Below are 18,367 nucleotides of genomic sequence, written 5' to 3'. Positions count from 1 at the left end.
TTAAACTTATGACCCAATTCATTCAATAATCTATCCATACTAATTTAAATTAAATATTTATAATTATAATTTAAATAATGCAATTCTTCATATAATTTATTATCACAATTATTTTAAACATAATTGCTATTTTTTAACCCCTTGGACAAGATAAATATCCTCTTTTTTCAATTGAAAAATGAATGCTTCATCATCAGAATCTTTCTTATTAAAGAATTGAAATACATATGTATCTCCTATTCTCCATAAAATTTTTCCTTTATAGCATTTTGCTTCAGAATTAAATTCAAAGTCATTATTCTCTGAAGATAAAAAGTTATTATCAAAAAAATTATTTTCTATCTGATAACATTTATCTTTTGCATCTCTAACTCCCATAAAAATCATTACAGATTTATTTACTTTAACTTGTGGAAGAAACATTATCAGTAAAATAGATAAAGAACAAAGTATAAAAAAAACTTTTATATAATTAATATTATTTATTTCTAATCTTTTTAGACACTTTAAACGATTTGATAAATACTCAATATGATTTTTATTTATTAAAAAAATAGTTCCTATGAATAATAATAATATACAATATATTATATATACTTCACTAAATACATTTTTATCAAAAAATTTATCTGTATCATAATAAAACAGAAAAAAGATAAAAAAAGGCATCATTATAAATGACATCAATGAATAAAGAAAATTTTGGAAAAAATTATTAAAAAAATTAAGAGAAAATAAATTTTTATATTTTATTTTATACAAAACACAATAAGCAGAAAGGTTTAATAAAGTTAAAAGTAAAACATATCTTTCATCCCACAAAAAAGCACTATAAAATAAGATATACTCAAATATGTTACTAATTATAAATATTATCAATTCTTTTAGGTTAACAATATACTTCTTAATAAAATTCATTCTGGTTAAAAATATTGGTATATAAAGTAGAACATAAAAGAAGTATAAAGATAAAAATATTACAACGGGAAGATTGCCATTTAATAACACAGATGGAAGGAGATTTATTGACTTAATCTCTATGAGATATCCCCAAAAAAATAAAATATTAAATACAAAGGCAATAGGAAAGAGTATTGATAAACAAAGGCTAATAAAACTCACATTATTTTTCATATAATTTATATATTTATTCGTTTTCATATTTCTATGAACTCTATATTTCATAATATCCCCCATTTAATTTTAGAGCACTCCAATACCACATCACCGTTTTTCTCAATCCACTCTCAAATGTTTCTTCCGGATACCAATCCAACTCTTGCTGAATTTTCGTGGCATCAATTGCATAACGTACATCATGTCCTGCTCTATCTGCGACATAAGTAATAAGATCTTGGTAAGCAATAATTCCTTTTGGTTTATTTGGTGCTAATTCTTCCAAAATTTGGCAAATCATTGTTACTACTTCAATATTTGTGCGTTCATTATTCCCACCAATATTGTATGTTTCACCAGTTCGTCCGTGTAGCAACACTCGATACAATGCCTTTGCATGATCTTCAACATATAACCAATCACGTACCTGTAAACCATTACCATATATCGGTAATGGTTTTCCTGACAAAGCATTCAAAATCGTGAGTGGGATCAATTTTTCTGGAAATTGGTAAGGACCATAATTATTAGAACAATTCGTTACTATTGCTGGCAAACCATATGTTCTATGCCAAGCACGAACAAGATGATCACTTGCTGCTTTTGACGCGGAATATGGACTACTTGGTGCATACGCGGTATCTTCCGTAAAAAAAGTTTGCTTATCTTGTAAATCACCATACACCTCATCTGTCGAAATATGTAAAAAGCGAAAATTCTTTTTCTTTTTAGTAGACAATGATTCCCAATAATGTCGTGCTGTCTCAAGCAACGTATATGTACCAATAATGTTAGTTTCTATAAAAGTAGCTGGTTTATTAATAGAGCGATCAACATGACTTTCAGCAGCTAAATGCAAAACTGCATCAGGCTGATACATTGAAAAAATTTTATCAAGTAATTCACGATCACAAATATCGCCTTTCTCAAAAAAATATCTTGAATTAGATTGAATTGTTTCTAAAAATAAAAGATTCGCCGCATAAGTAAGTTTATCAAGATTAATTACTTGATGAGGAGTTGATTGGAGAATATAACGAATAACAGCGGAGCCGATAAACCCAGCTCCGCCTGTGATGAGAATTTTCATGAATAAAAAATATTAATAAGCCCCACTACGATTTAATACAACTTTAATTGTCTTAAATAGAATTACAATATCATTCCAAATAGACCAATTTTTAACATACCATGAATCATAATAAACTCGTGTCGCATAATCCACATCATTACGACCACTCACCTGCCATAAACCAGTCATTCCTGGTTTAGCCATTAGATAGTAATCAATATCTTCGTTATATCTCGCTAACTCTGCTTTAACGATCGGTCTAGGTCCAACTAAACTCATTTCGCCTTTTAATACATTAAATAACTGAGGTAATTCATCTAAGCTTGTTTTACGCAAAAAGTGCCCTACTTTTGTAATCCTAGGATCATTTTTCAATTTAAAATCCTGCTCCCACTCTGCTCTAGCAACAGGATCATTAGCAAGTACTTGTTGTAATACTTCCTGAGAATTTAACACCATTGAGCGAAACTTTAAGCATTTAAATGGCTTTTTGTGACGACCTATTCGAGTATGCCCATAAATAGCATTTCCACCATCTTTTGAAACTAAATAATATAAAGTAAGTAATAATGGTGATAATAAAATAATTAATGATAATGAGCCCATGATATCCATAGCCCGCTTTAAAAAACGTGATGTTCTTTTAGCTAAATTATTATGTACTCGTAATAGCATAACTTCATAACTAAAAAGAAATGCCATATCTGTACTATAAAGTGGTATACCTCGTACAGTTGGTACAATAGAAATAGATCGACAATTTTTTTTCGTTAATTTTCTCAACCATAAATCTCGAAAAACATCTTCATTTTCTTCCAATGCAAGAATAAATTGCATGGACGTATCAGTAAAATCAACCTTATCTGCATTAACAATAGAAATTCCTGTTTTTCTAATTTCTTCCTCCATAAATCCACTATCAATATTTACAAATTGTATTATTTTCAAACCTAAATAAGGTTCACTAGTTAGTGCCATATAAGCATCTAACGCATTTTTCTTTGATCCAATAATAATGGTATTTTTAGTATACAAGCCTGATTTTATTAACAATTTTTTAACAAAAAAACGACCTAAAGGAACAATTATTAAAGCAATAATCCAAGTTAATCCCCATAAATATCTAGAAAAGAATAATTTAGAAAAAGCAATAATTGCCAATTCAAAAATTGCAAAAATCAATAATGTTCGAATAATTTCTTTTAACTCAAACCAACATGGTTTTCGGTATGTATAATGACGTAATCGAGTCCAAAACCAAGCAACACATAAAAGAGATAATACAATATGTATTATCTCTCTTCTAAAGTATTCTGCTTGTGGTAAAAAATGTGAAAAATCACTACTAACGAAATTTAATAGTTCAATACTAAGAAAAAAAGAAAAATAAACAAGTATAAAATCGACACTTGCCAATATTGATTTACATAGTAATTCTTTATTCATATTTTTAGTAAGCCCATTCATGATCTTTATTTATCATTCAATAATGATACAATATCTTTCACTTTTTGAGATGAACCTTTTTTAGAAATCAATAAGGCATCGTCTAAGTTAATAATTAATAGATCATTAATATCAATAGTAGCCACAATTTTTTTATCACTAAAAACAAAATTATTATGACTATTTATTGCTATAAATTTTTCTATATTTGAAGCATTTTCATTATTATCTTTTATATACTCTGTTGACAATGAATCAAAACTACCTACATCTGACCAACCAAAATCTGCACACACTACTTTAATTTTCTTTGAATATTCCATTACTGCATAATCAATACTATTTGCAGGAATATTTTTCATATCATTTTCATGAATAAAAGAAACATTATCCTCATTTGTATTCATATTATGAAATGCTGTATAGGCTTTAGAATAAATATCTGGTGAATATTTTTTTAATTCTTCAAGAAAAACACCAGCTTTAAAACAAAACATTCCACTATTCCAATAATAATTTCCACTTTCAATATATTGTTTTGCTGTTTCAAAGTCCGGCTTTTCATGGAACTCTTCTACATTTTCTTTATCATGTGTTTCTATATATCCAAATCCTACTTCTGGATATTTAGCATATAATCCAAAAGTAACTAAAAAACCTTGCTCAGCATACCCTCTTGCTTTTTCAACAGCCTTCTGATATTCAAAATCATCTCTAATTAAATGATCTGATGAGGTTACCAATATCACATCATCATATTTTAAGGAAAAACAAGCTAATGCGATTGCTGGTGCTGTATTTCTACCAATTGGTTCTAAAATATAGCTTATGTTTCTATCATAAATTTCATTCGCTTGTTCTAGTGCCAATAAATACTGCCCAACATTAGATACTATTAAATGATGACCGCAATGTTCTTTATTACGTTCAATATTCATCTGAAAAAGTGACTTATTTTCAAATAATCTAACAAATTGTTTTGGCATTTTTGTTGTACTCAAAGGCCATAATCTAGTACCAGCTCCACCACAAAGAATAAGATTTATCATTTATATTTTCTCTCTTGAAATAAGTTATATTTTTGCTCTACATAAGATTTTATTTCACTTTCAAAGCGTTCTACTGAAAATCGTGTAGCATTCTCTCTAATAATAAGGGGATCAAATTCACTTCTCTTTTTTTCGAATTTATCTAAAGCATCCAATAAACTAGGAATATCTTGCCTATCAAACCATATTCCTGTTTTATTATTAATTACAGTCTCTCTTGTCCCCCCTTTAGAAAGACAAATAACTGGTGTTCCGCAGGCCTGAGCTTCAACTGGTATAATTCCAAAATCCTCTTCTGCAGCAAATACAAATGCTTTTGCTTTCCTCATTAAATCTATCAATATTGAATCTTCCTGATATCCTAATATCTCAATATTACTAGATGCCTTAGACTTAATCTTGTCCATGTCTGGTCCTGTCCCCACAACAACTAACTTTTTCTTCGTTTTAGAGAATGCTTCTACAATTAAATCTATTTTTTTATATGGTACTAACCGAGAAGCTGTTAAAAAAAACTCTTCTTTAGAATCACAAATAGTAAATTTATTTATATCTACTGGAGGATAGATAACATCAGAATCTCTACCATATACTTTTTTGATTCTATTTGAAATATATTGGGAATTTGCTATATAGTGATCAACTCGATTAATAGTTGATATATCCCATAATCTTAATTTATGTAAAAAGTATTTAGCAATAATACTTTTAATACCTCTATCTAATCCACTTTCCTTTAAATATCGAAAGTATAAATCCCATGCATATCTAATTGGAGTATGAATATAACTAATATGTAACTGCTCACTATGAGTTAATACTCCTTTAGCAACACAATGTGAAGATGATAATATAAGATCATATTCTTCTAAATTAAATTGCTCTATTGCAAAAGGAAATAGAGGTAAATAATTTCGATATTTTTCTTTTGCTTTTGGCAAATTTTGTATAAAACTGATATTAGCCTTTTTACCTTTAAGTATTAAATTTCTATCCTTATCACTTAAAAAATCTATCAGACTATAAATATCAAAATCATCCCAAATATTAGTAAAACTACTAATACATTTTTCTGCACCAGCATAAACAGAAAACCAATCATGAATAAGAGCTTTTTTCATGCTTTATCTCTCAATTCTAAGTTATATCCTAAATCTAAAATAGCATTTCTTATTTTATTTACAGTATTTTCCCAAGTATATTCTTTTGCAATTTCTATTCCTCTTTGTGATAAAGATTTTTGCAAATCAGTATCATTAAAAAGCAAATCTATAGAATTAATAATTTCTTCTATATTATTAGGATTAATAAGTATTGCTCCGTCTTTTGCGATTTCAGGCATAGAAGTCACATTAGATGTGATAACAGGTGTACCACAGGCAAAAGACTCAACTATAGGCAAACCAAATCCTTCATAAAATGAAGGAAAAATAGTAAATACAGCCCCTCTATACAAATCAGATAACTGAGCATTCGAAACTTTTCCTATAAATATTACTCGATTGTCCAAATTTAACTCTGCTATTAGTTCTTTTAATTCTTCTGTTTCCTTCCCTGTAAAAATAAGTTTTACATATTTAGGAATATTAGAACGAGAAAAAGCATCTAGCAACCCTTCTTCATTTTTGTGTTTTTTTCTATTACTTACGCATAATATATATGGATTACCTATATCAAATTTATTACCAATCGTTGAAAATTCTTCAGAAACTCCATTACCAACTACTATCACTTTATTTTTATCTATATGAAAATAATCTAAAATTCTTTCCTTAGAAAATTCAGACACAGTAAAAATCAATTTTGCATTGCTTACTAATTTAAATAATACCGTTCGATAATAAATTCTTTTAAAAATATTACTATTTTCCTTTCTATCTATATGATTAATATCATGTATAGTCAGAATATATGAAATATCAGAGAACAATGGTCCATTATAACCTGGTGATAGAAATAAAGTTTTTCTATCCATATTTTTATAAATTAATGATAATTTAAAAGGATCTAATGGACTAACTGGACTACCACTTAAATTACATTTTTCTAAATAAAGTCTATCATACACTTCTTTAGAAAATCGCCCTATACCATTATTTCCTACCCAGCGTGTGTCAAAAATAATCATATAATATCCCTCTATATGATAGAAATAAAAGACTTGTAAGGATATAAGTTATTATTAGGTAAAGATAGTATCTGATATACATTAAGACTCACATATAAACACAATAATCCAACAACAATAACTCTTGAAATATTATTCTTGAAAGCTAAAGGTAGCATAGAAAAGAAAAATATTTCTGACAATCGATAATATAATGATAATCTCACTCCTATTATTTCATACTGACTAAAAATACAATAAATAAAAAAATTTATTAACATTCCCCATAAAACAATGTTTTTATACTGTTTATCAGCATTTATTTTATCAATAAAAAATATAACAATAAAAATAATAAATAGTCTAGACACAGTCTTAAATGAATAAAATACATTAGTATTAAAAAGTTCATCTGCTTGATAAGATAAGACTCTGTCTATTAATCTCAACTGCAAATATTGAAAATTAGATAGAAAACTAATAATAACTTCTGAAAAATTAATTCCTCCCAACACTAAAGAGAATAATAGTATCAAATATAATATTTTTTTAGAACATTTAATTTTATGAATCAATAAAAAAGGAATAAAAATAATCGCAGTATAATGAAAACAAGATGCTATACAAGTAAAAATAAATGAATATATTATTTTACTATTAAAAATAAAATAGTATGAAATACAAATAAAACCCAGTGCCATCCCTTGTCTAATTCCATTCATATCATATACTAAGTACCACATACCAGAATAAATTAATAAGGACAGATGTAAAGAATAAGATGCCTTGAAAAATGAGAACAACTTAGAACAAAAAGCTAATAAAAATACAAAAAAGATAAATAGTCTAAAATCTCCCCCAATTGATTTTACAAAATCAGATAAAAATATATAGCTAAACTCTATTCCTTCTTCAGATTGAAGAAAAATTTTTTCATAATTTTCTGTATCCGTCCCTATAGATATATCTCTAAATATTGCTATATATGATAAAAATAAAATAATTGGGAGTAAAGAAAGTATATTCCATAATGTCCCATATACTCCTTTAGGATTGATTAAATATCCAATAAAATATACTAAAAAAGCATATATTGGAATAAAATAATATAACATAAATTTTCCTATTATTTATATTTTATAAATCCAATTATTCTACCAAAAAAAGATCCAATATACATTTTTTTATTCCTTGATATAAGGATTCCCCCAATACTTCTTAATAAATAATTAAGAAATAAAATAATATTACCATAATTCTTTCTGAGAAATATATCTTTTTTAAATATTGCTCCGAAACCTAGACCATATTTATATGCTTTTCTAAAAGTTAAAGCATTATAGCCACCTTTTAAATGATATAAGTAAGCATCTTTTATAAAGATAATTTTATCTTTTGAAGATAACTGTTGCCACAAATAATCTGTCTCTTCACCAGAAGAAAAATAGGTTCCAACACCAAGCTTTTCATCAAATAAATAGTTTCTGTCATATTTCAAAAAAATATTACAGGAAAGACTATATTTTATAATATTTTTTCTTATAATGTTTAAGTTGAAAGATATATAAATTTCATTTGTTACTGGATCTATAGCTTCTATTAAAGCTAATTTAATATCTTTATCCATAAAGATTTTATAAACTTCTTCTAACACATTATTAGAATAAAAGCAGTCATCATCAGGAAATGCTACTATATCTCCGTCACAATATTTAAGTCCAATATTTCTATTTATAGATAAACCTTTAATATTACTTCTAATATATTTTATATCTAATTTATTTAAAAATTTATCTATTATATTCTTAACTTCATAATGTTCATTCTGATCGACTACTATTAATTCAAAATTTTTATAAGTTTGAGAAACTAAAGAATCAAGAAGATTATATATTTCTTTTGTTCTTCCTAATGTCGCCATGATTAATGATATTTTCATAAACAATGTCCTATCATAAATATTATTATTTTTCCTCTATATAAAAAATTACCATTTTCACCTTAATGATAAATATTTTATTTAGTAAAACTATTTACTCTACTATAAAAGATTCTTATTCCTATCTTTTAAAAAAGAAGATTCTGTATTTTTTATGAAAAATATCAAGAAACTTATCTATAATTGGATTTTTAACAAGAAAATTAAATATTACATATACACTGATACTAAATATTGTATTAAAAAATATTGATACATCATAAGATTCTAAAAAAAGACTAGTTATACACAAAATCACACTACCTAATATTCCAATGGATAATGGAAAAAAATAATTTATTTTGAATCTAACTTTTTTATAAACAATCACAAACAAATATATATTTACTAGCAATTCAGTAATCAATAAAGCTAAAATAGAACCATAGTAGCTAAAAAAAGGAATAAGAACAATATTAAGGATTATATTAATAATTACTCCCCATAGATTAATAGGCAATCTCTTTTTTTCATTATTTGATGCAATTAATAATTGAAAACAAAATAAATCACCAAAAACTTTTATAAAAACTATAACCGAAAGAAATTTTACTAAAGTAGCAACTTCATAAAAATCTACACCAAAAAAAATATCCACTATAGAATTAGATAATACTATTAATAGTATAACTGCTGGAAAAACTATAAAACAAATAACACTAAATGCATTATCTAAAATATCATTTAATTGTTTCCTATCATGTTTAAATACATAACTCAGTCTAGGTAACAAGACAGCTGAAATTGCGGTACAAATAGAAACTAAAGAATTAATTAATTTTATAGAGTTAGAGTATATGCCAATATCATGATTAGTTCCAAAAAATCCTAAAATAGTTATATCTATATTATTATAAATGCAACTTAACAAACCTAAAAGAGACCAATAAAACACTATATTAACATGCCTTTTTATATTAAGACCTTTTATCACAAATTTAATATACTTTTTTAAATAAAAGATATTTACTATATGATTAGAGATCATTCCAAAACTCATTAGAAACGCAAAAACTAGATAATCATCTTTAGTTTTAACCATAGTAAAAATAAAAACTAATGTTATTATTCTTAATATAAAACTTCTGACAGTTATATAAACAAAGTCTTCTTTTCCTTTGTAAAACCAATCTATATTAGTAAATCCTAGAAAGATTTGTATTCCATACATCAAATATAAAGTAAATTCATTTTTTAAACTCGATACAGATGCAATTAAAACTATATATAATATAGAAGAAAATACTGAAAATATTACACTTAATAGAAATATTTCTGAAAATACCCTATTCGTTTCCTCAGTATCATCCTTTACTTTAGCAATCTGTTTAATGCCATAATAAGAAAAACCTACAGTACTTAGAATAACAAAATAATATGATAAATTCTGAGCATATGAAATAACTCCTATCCCATCAGGTAACAATATCCTAGATATATAAGCCATTATAGCTACGGGAAATATAACTGAGGATAGTGTATAAAATAAATTAAATATAGCATTAGCAATTAAAGATGTTTTCAAAATTACCTTCTCTAAGAAAAATATTATTATTTATAATATTTATTAAATAATTCACCTAACAATGTATTAGATGCGTATCTTTTATTCTTATCCATACCTTCTCTTTTCCATACTTCGTTCCATAAATGAACTGCATGAGTACTTTTAGGTAAACTATCTATACTAATCGCATCTGGTTCAATAAATTTTTTAACCTTAGTCCAATAAATTGGATAAAAAACATCACTATCCAGAGGAATAATTTTCTTGTTATATTGATAATAAAAATATGCTCTAGATAATGCTAATGGTCCAGCACACTCTCCCCAACCTATTGCCTTCATTTCTTTCCTAGTAAGAAAATAATATAATTTTTTCAATATTACTTTCCAATTATCATGCCTAAATATCTTGAGTGGATATTTTGCACTATTATACATTATTTCTACTAATGGACTTTTGGCTGGAAATTTCATAATTGTTGGCGTTAATAAAGTCCCATTTTGTTCCCACCCAACGATGATATCACATTGAAATCTAAAAGGCTTAATACAAATTACATCCATATCTGAATAATAACCCCCTTTATCTAATAACAATTTCCATCTAAAAAGATCTGCAAATGCTGCATATGAACCTAAAAACTTAAATATTTGATTTGATGGAATTATTTCATTTGCATTCAGTACAGTTGTTCCCTCTGGGATTCCAATTACATCTTCATATACATATAAATGAACTGGATGCCCATTAGCTAAAAAAGAACGAATTGATAGTTGTTCAATAGGGCTCAATTTTTCCCCAATCCATAACATTTGTATAGCTTCTAGTTCCATAAATTTTATTTTTCCTTATTAAAGTTAAAAAATTTTTTTATATTTATACAAGTATATTTCTTATTTATCTTTTCATAAAAAATAATATTAGTTAAATTTAGTCTTTTAACTGATTCATTAAACGACATTAGATCGTTTAAAATATGAATTGTATTATTATATCTCCATTACCTACTAGTAACATTAAATATACTATGTATTCTAAATTTAAATTACTTTTTATTCTTAAAGTAAGAAAATAAAAAATATTTTTTATTTATAACTTAATAACTATCAACTTTCTTGTTCAGAAAATATATTATTAATAAATATATAAATAATTGATAAAATTAATCCCAATAAAGCCCCTACCAATAAAATTAACAATCTCTTAGGAGCATCTTTAACCACAGGATAATCAGGAGAAGATAAATAAGTAAAAGCATCTGCCTTTATATTTTTTAAGTTCTGTCCTAATTTCTCTAAATGCTCTAATTGTGCTTGAATCTCATAATATCGTTGCGGATAAATAATATTAGTAGAACTCACTACTTCAATTTGCGATGTTAGATACTTTGTTCCTAGCATGAACAAATAAGGATTGTCTGTTAGTTGCAACTGAGGTAATTGTGATTGCAATTGTGTTTGTGGTACAGAAACTGAAATGGCTGTATCATTTGATTTCATCAATGCTAACATAGCTAATTCAGAATTATTCTCTCCAGTTTTCACTAAATCTGTAATTCCTGCTTTTGTTGCAACTTCTAATGCTTTGTTTAACTTTTCTAACTTAACTTTCTTTTGTACTTCCAAATCTTGTTGAATCTTACTTTGTTCAAATTTTAGATCAGCTATCTTTTCCTTATAATCAATCAGAAAATTATCTATATTGAAAGTGACTGCTTGTTGATTAATAGTATCAATAAATTTCTTTAAGGTGTTTTGTGCTAGTACTGGCGATTCAGCAGAAAAACTAATTGTGATGCCTAAAGCATTTGGATCTTTTTTAAGATCTGGTACCGTAATAGAAATATCTTTAGTAACCATCTCATTCATAATACTTCTTTGCTGTTCTTCTGTTTTTCCATCAGAAATAGCTTGTTTATATACATCTGAACTCACAAGAAAAGATTGTCTTTCATCTAATGAATAAAGCAACTCAGTAAATTTAGTAAACATCTGCTGAGATAAACTTTTAATATCAAAAGTATTTCCTAAGATACGGGCATATTCTTGTTGTACATTATTATATTCTTTCAATGCAACCGATGTCGGCATAATTACAGTTGCTTTAGATGTCCAACGTTCTTTTGCTGTAAAAGCATATCCTGCTGCAATTAATACACATACCAATGTAGTGATAAAAATAGTTAATTTCTTTTTCCATAATAGCGAAAATAGTTCAACTAAATCTATTTCATCATCCCTATCATTTTGCGCTCTTTGCTGTTCCATATCAAAAAACTCTCGCCTACTAATCAAAAAATCTCGCATATTTTAGAAGATGTTTTGATTTTTGCAAGCAACGTTTATAAAACTTATGTGTATAACAGCAACAAAATACATAACTAAGTTGATGTCTGATAATAAGAAGTAAGTGTTTTCCTTATTAATCAAAATGTTAAATTGACTCATACTGATTATTATTGCAACTTAAGCATATTCAAGTTTTTACATTTTTCACTTTCCGCTACCGACATAACCATGTATAATCGCACCGTTTTTATGCAACTACCTCAAGTAGCTGTTTATTTGATTAATCCATTTTTGTTGTAATTTTTTAGAGGAAACATGGCAAAAGAAGATAGTATTGAAATGCAAGGTACCATTTTAGAAACCTTGCCAAACACAATGTTCCGTGTCGAATTAGAAAATGGACACGTTGTTACTGCACATATCTCAGGCAAAATGAGAAAAAACTATATTCGTATTTTAACTGGTGACAAAGTAACTGTTGAAATGACACCTTATGATTTAAGTAAAGGTCGTATTGTTTTCCGCAGTCGTTAATATCTTTCTCCCTTGCCTTTGTGGTAAGGGGGGGGGGAGTTTAAAGAAATAAATCTTCACTCTGAGTATATTTATATTTTGGAAAATCCTTTTTATGCAGATACCATTTACTTCCTCCCATAAATATTTATCTATTTTTTTTAATCTTATCATTACTTATTTTTTTATTGCTCTAGTTATTGTTCCAAAGGCTTATAGTAGTGGGGCAATTTTAATTATTATCGCTGTATTTTTTATTATTTATTCAATAATAAAAAATAAATCTCTAACAAAGATTAAAAACAAAAATTACTATTTTTTTATAGTTCCATTTAGCATTTATTTTACTCTTTATATATTAAGTATTTTTATTCATAGTGATTCAATTAAAACCCTAGACAATGCGAGTAGGAGTATCTGTTTTTTACTACTTTTTTTCTTGATAAAAGCATATCCATTGAGCTTAAAAAATCTACTGTATAGTATCCCACTATCTGGTATAGCAACTGGATGTTATGCGTTTTATCAGAAATTTTTCTTACACTATGATCGTGCTTTATCCGATACAACCTATGTAATTCAATCTGGCGATATGGCGATGTCAGTTGGCATGTTTAGCCTTGCTTTAATGTTCTATTGTTGGAAACATAAGCAATATTATCTGGTTTTATTATGTGCAATAGGTTCTTTCGGAGGAATGCTAGGCAGTTTTCTTTCTGCAAGTCGTGGTGGTTGGTTATTGATGCCATTTATTATCTTGACCTTATTTTATTTAAATCGCCATATGCTTACTAAAAAAGTTATTGTTAGCTTTTCTGTTTCTCTTGTAGCGATTATTTCTATTTTGTTGATGACGCCTTCTGCAAAAATGTTATCTCAAATTGAAAAAGCTTATATTGAAGTTGCTAATTTTGGTAAACCTGGAAATTCGAATACTTCTGTTGGTGCAAGATTAGATTTATGGGAAGCTTCTCTTGCAATGATAAGAGAAAAACCTATCTTAGGTTGGGGACACAAAGGTGCTGATGAACGAAGAAGAGAGCTTGGCAGATTAGGTTTATTAGCTGAATATCCTGCAAATTTGGGGCATGCTCATAATCAATATTTAAATGATTTCTTAGAAAGAGGAATTTTTGGCTTTCTATCATTGCTAAGTATTTTTCTATTTCCACTATATGCTTTTGCACAAGCTTACAGAAAATATAAAGAAAATGAGGAAATTAAACTTTTTTCTACTTTAGGCATTATCCATATCACATCTGTTATATCATATGGTTTAACCCAAGCCTTTTTTTCCCATAACTCTGGTAATATGTTCTATTTTTTCTTAACTGTTTTATTTTATGCGATGTTGCTAGGGTATAAAAATCAGAAAGTTTGATTTGTGATGATATTAAATAAAATTAGGATTAGTCTATCTAATCCTATCTATATTCTACAAACTGATTACTCTCTCCCCTCAACAACTCCATCAATTTCACATGAATAAATAGCTTATCTCGCCCAATAGAAATTTCTTCTAAAATACCAATATCACATAACTCTTTTAAATATTTTGAGGCAGTTTGCCGCTTTGCAATTCCAGCTTTTTCTAAATTTTGAATTCGTGTATATGGTTGTTCAAATAATAGATCAACTAATTCTCGTTGATAAATTTGTGGTAACTTATCTTGTATATAACGTTTTGTTTCTTCTAATAATAGCCTAATAGCTTCTATCTTTTTTACCGTCCATTTTGCAGTATCTTCTATACCTTTTAAAATATAAATAATCCAATCCTGCCAATTTTGTTCTGCTGTAACCTTTAATAATAGACGATAATAGTCATTCTTATTTTGAATAATATATCGACTTAAATATAGAATTGGTAAATTTAATAAACCTTTGTTAATTAACAATAAACTATTTAATATTCGCCCTGTTCGTCCATTACCATCAGTAAATGGGTGGATTGCTTCAAATTGATAATGAGCAACTGCTAAAATAATTAATGGATCAAGATCTTCATTTTGATGAATAAATCGTTCCCAATTAGCTAATTTATTACGAATAAGTTGCTCTCCCACAGGAGGAGTATAGATAGTTTCGCCTGTTGTACCGTTACGTATTGCTGTACCACTTACTTTACGAATATCCATATCTCTGCCTTTAATTTCACTACATACAAGTACAGCCGTTTGTGTACATAAAGGAAGTCGATCTAAACTTTTATGTCCAGTAAATAGCGCTGTTCGGTATCGTAATGCTTCTTTCGTTGCAGGATCACTACCATTATTTTCTATTTGTAATGACTGAAATAACTTATCCGTTGTTGTCATAATATTTTCAATTTCACTACTCGCTTTCGCTTCCATAATTGGAATTGTATTAGTTAACATCGATTGATTAGGAATAAGTTCTACTGCTTGTTTTAGTTCAGCCAATGCTGCTCGGGATAAAATAGTTTGTTTAAGAATAGCTTTAGTTTCTAATGCCTGTGAAGGAGGTAATCTGGTAATGAATTATAGGAAAGTTCACGATTCCAATTTGTCATCTTTAAAATTTCCAATTTTTTAAACATATTTTGATGTATATGTTTAACCAATCAACATATCAATAAAATATGTTTAAATTTTCTAATTTTTTAAACATATACAGAAAGTTGATTTTTTACTTGTTCTAGTAGTAATACTTTAACTTCATTGCAAGCTAATACTTTGATGATATGATGATATTTGTCATCCACTTTGATTGGTTAGCTGATATGCTTTGACTGCAGTTGTATCTATCGTTGCTATAAATGCTAAAAAAGCTGGTTAATATCATCATTAACCAGCTTTTTAGATTTAATTTACTGTTGAACTTACTACTTTTGTAGCTCGTTTTTTCGATTTAGGTAAATCCTTAATCACTTCAATGCCAACTGGCGGTTTTTCTAATGCTAAAGCTAATACTTCATCAATAGTTTCCACTGGACGAATATCAAGTGCTGCTTTTGCATTTTCTGGAATATCCTCAAGATCTTTGACATTCTCTTTTGGAATGAGAACTCGCTTAATTCCACCACGATGAGCTGCCAAGAGTTTCTCTTTTAACCCACCAATTGGTAACACTTTACCGCGTAAGGTAATTTCCCCCGTCATTGCAACATCAGCTCTCACAGGATTACCTGTTAAGCAAGAAACTAACGCTGTACACATTGCAATCCCTGCACTCGGACCATCTTTTGGTGTTGCACCTTCAGGAACGTGAATATGGATATCTCGTTTCTCATAGAAATCAGGATTAATACCAAGTTTTTCTGCTCTAGCACGTACCACAGTCATCGCCGCTTGAATGGATTCTTTCATCACATCACCAAGTGAACCTGTATAGTTAAGTTTACCTTTGCCTGAAACAGAAGCAGATTCAATTGTTAATAAATCTCCTCCAACTTCTGTCCATGCCAATCCAGTTACTTCACCAATACGGTTTTGGCTATCTGCTTTACCATATTCAAAACGTCTTACCCCAAGATAATCATGTAAATTGCTGCTATCAACAACAACATGTTTTAATGATTTATCTAACAGTAAATTTTTCACTGCTTTGCGACAGATTTTCGAAATTTCACGTTCTAGACTACGCACACCAGCTTCGCGAGTGTAATAACGAATAATATCTAAAATCGCTTCTTCTTTAATGGTCAACTCTTGTGCTTTTAAGCCATTACGTTCAATCTGTTTTTTCAACAAATGACGTACTGCAATATTTAATTTTTCATCTTCGGTATAACCCGATAAACGAATCACTTCCATACGATCCAATAATGGCCCTGGGATATTCATTGAGTTAGAGGTTGCAACGAACATTACGTCAGAGAGATCGTAATCCACTTCTAAATAGTGATCACTAAAGGTATTATTTTGTTCTGGATCTAATACTTCTAATAATGCAGATGCTGGATCGCCTCGCATATCTGCACCTAACTTATCAATCTCATCTAATAAGAAAAGCGGATTTCTTACACCAACTTTCGCCATATTTTGGATTAACTTGCCTGGCAAGGCACCAATGTAAGTACGACGATGTCCACGAATTTCTGCTTCATCACGCACACCACCTAACGCCATACGCACATATTTACGCCCGGTTGCTTGTGCAATAGATTGCCCTAAAGATGTTTTTCCTACCCCTGGCGGTCCAACAAGACAAAGAATCGGTCCACGCATTTGGTTAGTACGAGTTTGTACGGCTAAATATTCTAAAATACGCTCTTTAACACGTTCTAAACCATAATGATCGTTATTTAATACCTCTTCTGCCTTCTTCAGATCTTTCTTCACTTTAGTACGTTTATGCCATGGCACTTGCACCATCCAATCAATATAACTACGTACAACGGTTGCTTCAGCAGACATAGGCGACATCATTTTGAGCTTTTGTAATTCTGCTTCTGCCTTTTCTTCTACGGCTTTCGGCATTCTGGCATCAGCAATTTTTTTCTTTAATTGCTGAATTTCATTCTCTGCACCTTCAACTTCGCCTAATTCTTTTTGAATTGCTTTAATTTGCTCATTGAGATAGTAATCACGTTGATTCTTTTCCATCTGTTTCTTCACACGATCACGGATTTTCTTATCAATACTGTTAATTTCCATCTCAGTTTGAATTAATCCGATAAGTGCTTCAAAACGTTTTAATACATTAGCTTCTTCCAATAAGCCTTGTTTTTTCTCAATACTTAACGGCATATTACCAGCTAAGGTATCAGATAATTTTTCGGGTGCATCGATTTCTTTTAATGCAGCTAAGACTTCTGGTTTAATCTTATTATGTTGTTGAGTTGAGAATTTATCTAATTCTGTTAATACCGTATTCTGAATAACGTTTAATTCAAGTTGATTATCAATAATTTCAGGAATTTCTGTCACTTCGGCAGCAAAATATTCATCATCATAAAATTGTTCTATTTTTGCTCTTGTTTTACCTTCGACTAAAACCTTTACTGTACCATCATGTAATTTTAATAATTGAATAATGGTAGCAACGGTACCAACTTGATAAATATCTTCTGCTCTAGGTTCTTCCAGATTCGCTTCTTTTTGTGTGACTAATAAAATATCTTTGCCACTGTCCATTGCCTCATCCAGGCTTCGTATTGATTTAGCTCGTCCAACATAGAGTGGCATCACTATATGAGGAAAAACGACAACATCTCGCAATGGTAAGACAGGAATTTGTTTTGTATCTGATAATTCTATATTCATAATTATTGTTCTCTTGTCTATTACACGAATTCGGGGTATATGGGGAACTTTTTCCTAATCTCA

Annotated in this window: 15 protein-coding genes; 2 read left to right on the top strand and 13 right to left on the bottom strand. The window is 28.5% G+C overall.

What is annotated here, in order from left to right; genetic code table 11:
* Nucleotides 1-126 precede the first annotated feature (126 nt).
* The 11 genes from ACFFHT_RS00215 to ACFFHT_RS00165 form a co-directional block, all read right to left on the bottom strand.
* Nucleotides 127-1,185, bottom strand: a complete 1,059-nt coding sequence (locus ACFFHT_RS00215; RefSeq protein ID WP_382372344.1) for a hypothetical protein — start codon at nucleotides 1,183-1,185, stop codon at nucleotides 127-129.
* Nucleotides 1,175-2,206 carry a dTDP-glucose 4,6-dehydratase gene (rfbB, locus tag ACFFHT_RS00210; protein WP_382372342.1) on the bottom strand — a complete coding sequence of 344 codons (1,032 nt, stop codon included), beginning with the start codon at nucleotides 2,204-2,206 and terminating at the stop codon, nucleotides 1,175-1,177. The genes ACFFHT_RS00215 and rfbB overlap by 11 nt, the downstream gene beginning before the upstream one ends.
* Before the next feature lie 12 nt (nucleotides 2,207-2,218).
* Nucleotides 2,219-3,634 carry an undecaprenyl-phosphate galactose phosphotransferase WbaP gene (gene wbaP / locus ACFFHT_RS00205; protein ID WP_382372340.1) on the bottom strand — a complete coding sequence of 472 codons (1,416 nt, stop codon included), beginning with the start codon at nucleotides 3,632-3,634 and terminating at the stop codon, nucleotides 2,219-2,221.
* Nucleotides 3,635-3,660: 26 nt separating this feature from the next.
* A complete protein-coding gene (locus ACFFHT_RS00200; protein ID WP_382372338.1) occupies nucleotides 3,661-4,683 on the bottom strand; it encodes a mannose-1-phosphate guanylyltransferase in 1,023 nt (340 codons plus the stop codon).
* Entirely contained in the window at nucleotides 4,680-5,804 is a 1,125-nt protein-coding gene (locus ACFFHT_RS00195) for a glycosyltransferase family 4 protein (protein ID WP_382372336.1), read from the bottom strand. The genes ACFFHT_RS00200 and ACFFHT_RS00195 overlap by 4 nt, the downstream gene beginning before the upstream one ends.
* Nucleotides 5,801-6,811 carry a glycosyltransferase family 4 protein gene (locus ACFFHT_RS00190; RefSeq protein ID WP_382372334.1) on the bottom strand — a complete coding sequence of 337 codons (1,011 nt, stop codon included), beginning with the start codon at nucleotides 6,809-6,811 and terminating at the stop codon, nucleotides 5,801-5,803. The genes ACFFHT_RS00195 and ACFFHT_RS00190 overlap by 4 nt, the downstream gene beginning before the upstream one ends.
* A gap of 11 nt (nucleotides 6,812-6,822) precedes the next feature.
* A complete protein-coding gene (locus tag ACFFHT_RS00185; RefSeq protein ID WP_382372332.1) occupies nucleotides 6,823-7,905 on the bottom strand; it encodes an EpsG family protein in 1,083 nt (360 codons plus the stop codon).
* An 11-nt stretch (nucleotides 7,906-7,916) separates the two neighbouring features.
* Nucleotides 7,917-8,729, bottom strand: coding sequence for a glycosyltransferase family 2 protein (locus ACFFHT_RS00180; RefSeq protein WP_382372330.1), 813 nt, complete (start codon nucleotides 8,727-8,729; stop codon nucleotides 7,917-7,919).
* Nucleotides 8,730-8,850: 121 nt separating this feature from the next.
* Nucleotides 8,851-10,293, bottom strand: a complete 1,443-nt coding sequence (locus ACFFHT_RS00175; RefSeq protein ID WP_382372328.1) for an oligosaccharide flippase family protein — start codon at nucleotides 10,291-10,293, stop codon at nucleotides 8,851-8,853.
* A gap of 26 nt (nucleotides 10,294-10,319) precedes the next feature.
* The gene (locus tag ACFFHT_RS00170) at nucleotides 10,320-11,108 is read right to left on the bottom strand and encodes a glycosyltransferase (protein WP_382372326.1); all 789 of its coding nucleotides are present in this window, start codon (nucleotides 11,106-11,108) and stop codon (nucleotides 10,320-10,322) included.
* A gap of 273 nt (nucleotides 11,109-11,381) precedes the next feature.
* A complete protein-coding gene (locus ACFFHT_RS00165) occupies nucleotides 11,382-12,542 on the bottom strand; it encodes an LPS O-antigen chain length determinant protein WzzB (RefSeq protein ID WP_382372324.1) in 1,161 nt (386 codons plus the stop codon).
* A 336-nt stretch (nucleotides 12,543-12,878) separates the two neighbouring features.
* Here ACFFHT_RS00165 and infA point away from each other — a divergent pair, with 336 nt between their 5' ends.
* Together infA and ACFFHT_RS00155 are read left to right on the top strand one after the other, a co-directional pair.
* Nucleotides 12,879-13,097 carry a translation initiation factor IF-1 gene (gene infA / locus ACFFHT_RS00160; RefSeq protein ID WP_013746899.1) on the top strand — a complete coding sequence of 73 codons (219 nt, stop codon included), beginning with the start codon at nucleotides 12,879-12,881 and terminating at the stop codon, nucleotides 13,095-13,097.
* A gap of 94 nt (nucleotides 13,098-13,191) precedes the next feature.
* Nucleotides 13,192-14,457 carry an O-antigen ligase family protein gene (locus ACFFHT_RS00155; RefSeq protein WP_382372321.1) on the top strand — a complete coding sequence of 422 codons (1,266 nt, stop codon included), beginning with the start codon at nucleotides 13,192-13,194 and terminating at the stop codon, nucleotides 14,455-14,457.
* Nucleotides 14,458-14,500: 43 nt separating this feature from the next.
* Here the strand turns inward: ACFFHT_RS00155 and fic are convergent, their stop codons facing one another.
* Together fic and lon are read right to left on the bottom strand one after the other, a co-directional pair.
* Nucleotides 14,501-15,517 carry a protein adenylyltransferase Fic gene (gene fic / locus ACFFHT_RS00150; RefSeq protein ID WP_382372505.1) on the bottom strand — a complete coding sequence of 339 codons (1,017 nt, stop codon included), beginning with the start codon at nucleotides 15,515-15,517 and terminating at the stop codon, nucleotides 14,501-14,503.
* A gap of 384 nt (nucleotides 15,518-15,901) precedes the next feature.
* Complete coding sequence (gene lon, locus ACFFHT_RS00145) at nucleotides 15,902-18,304, bottom strand: endopeptidase La (RefSeq protein WP_382372320.1); 2,403 nt, start codon at nucleotides 18,302-18,304, stop codon at nucleotides 15,902-15,904.
* Between the last annotated feature and the right edge of the window lie 63 nt (nucleotides 18,305-18,367).

The organism is Gallibacterium melopsittaci (assembly GCF_042433085.1).
Taxonomy (GTDB): Bacteria; Pseudomonadota; Gammaproteobacteria; order Enterobacterales; family Pasteurellaceae; genus Gallibacterium; species Gallibacterium melopsittaci.
The sequence above is the reverse complement of the archived record's forward strand: the minus strand, read 5'-3'. Positions and strand labels throughout refer to the sequence as shown.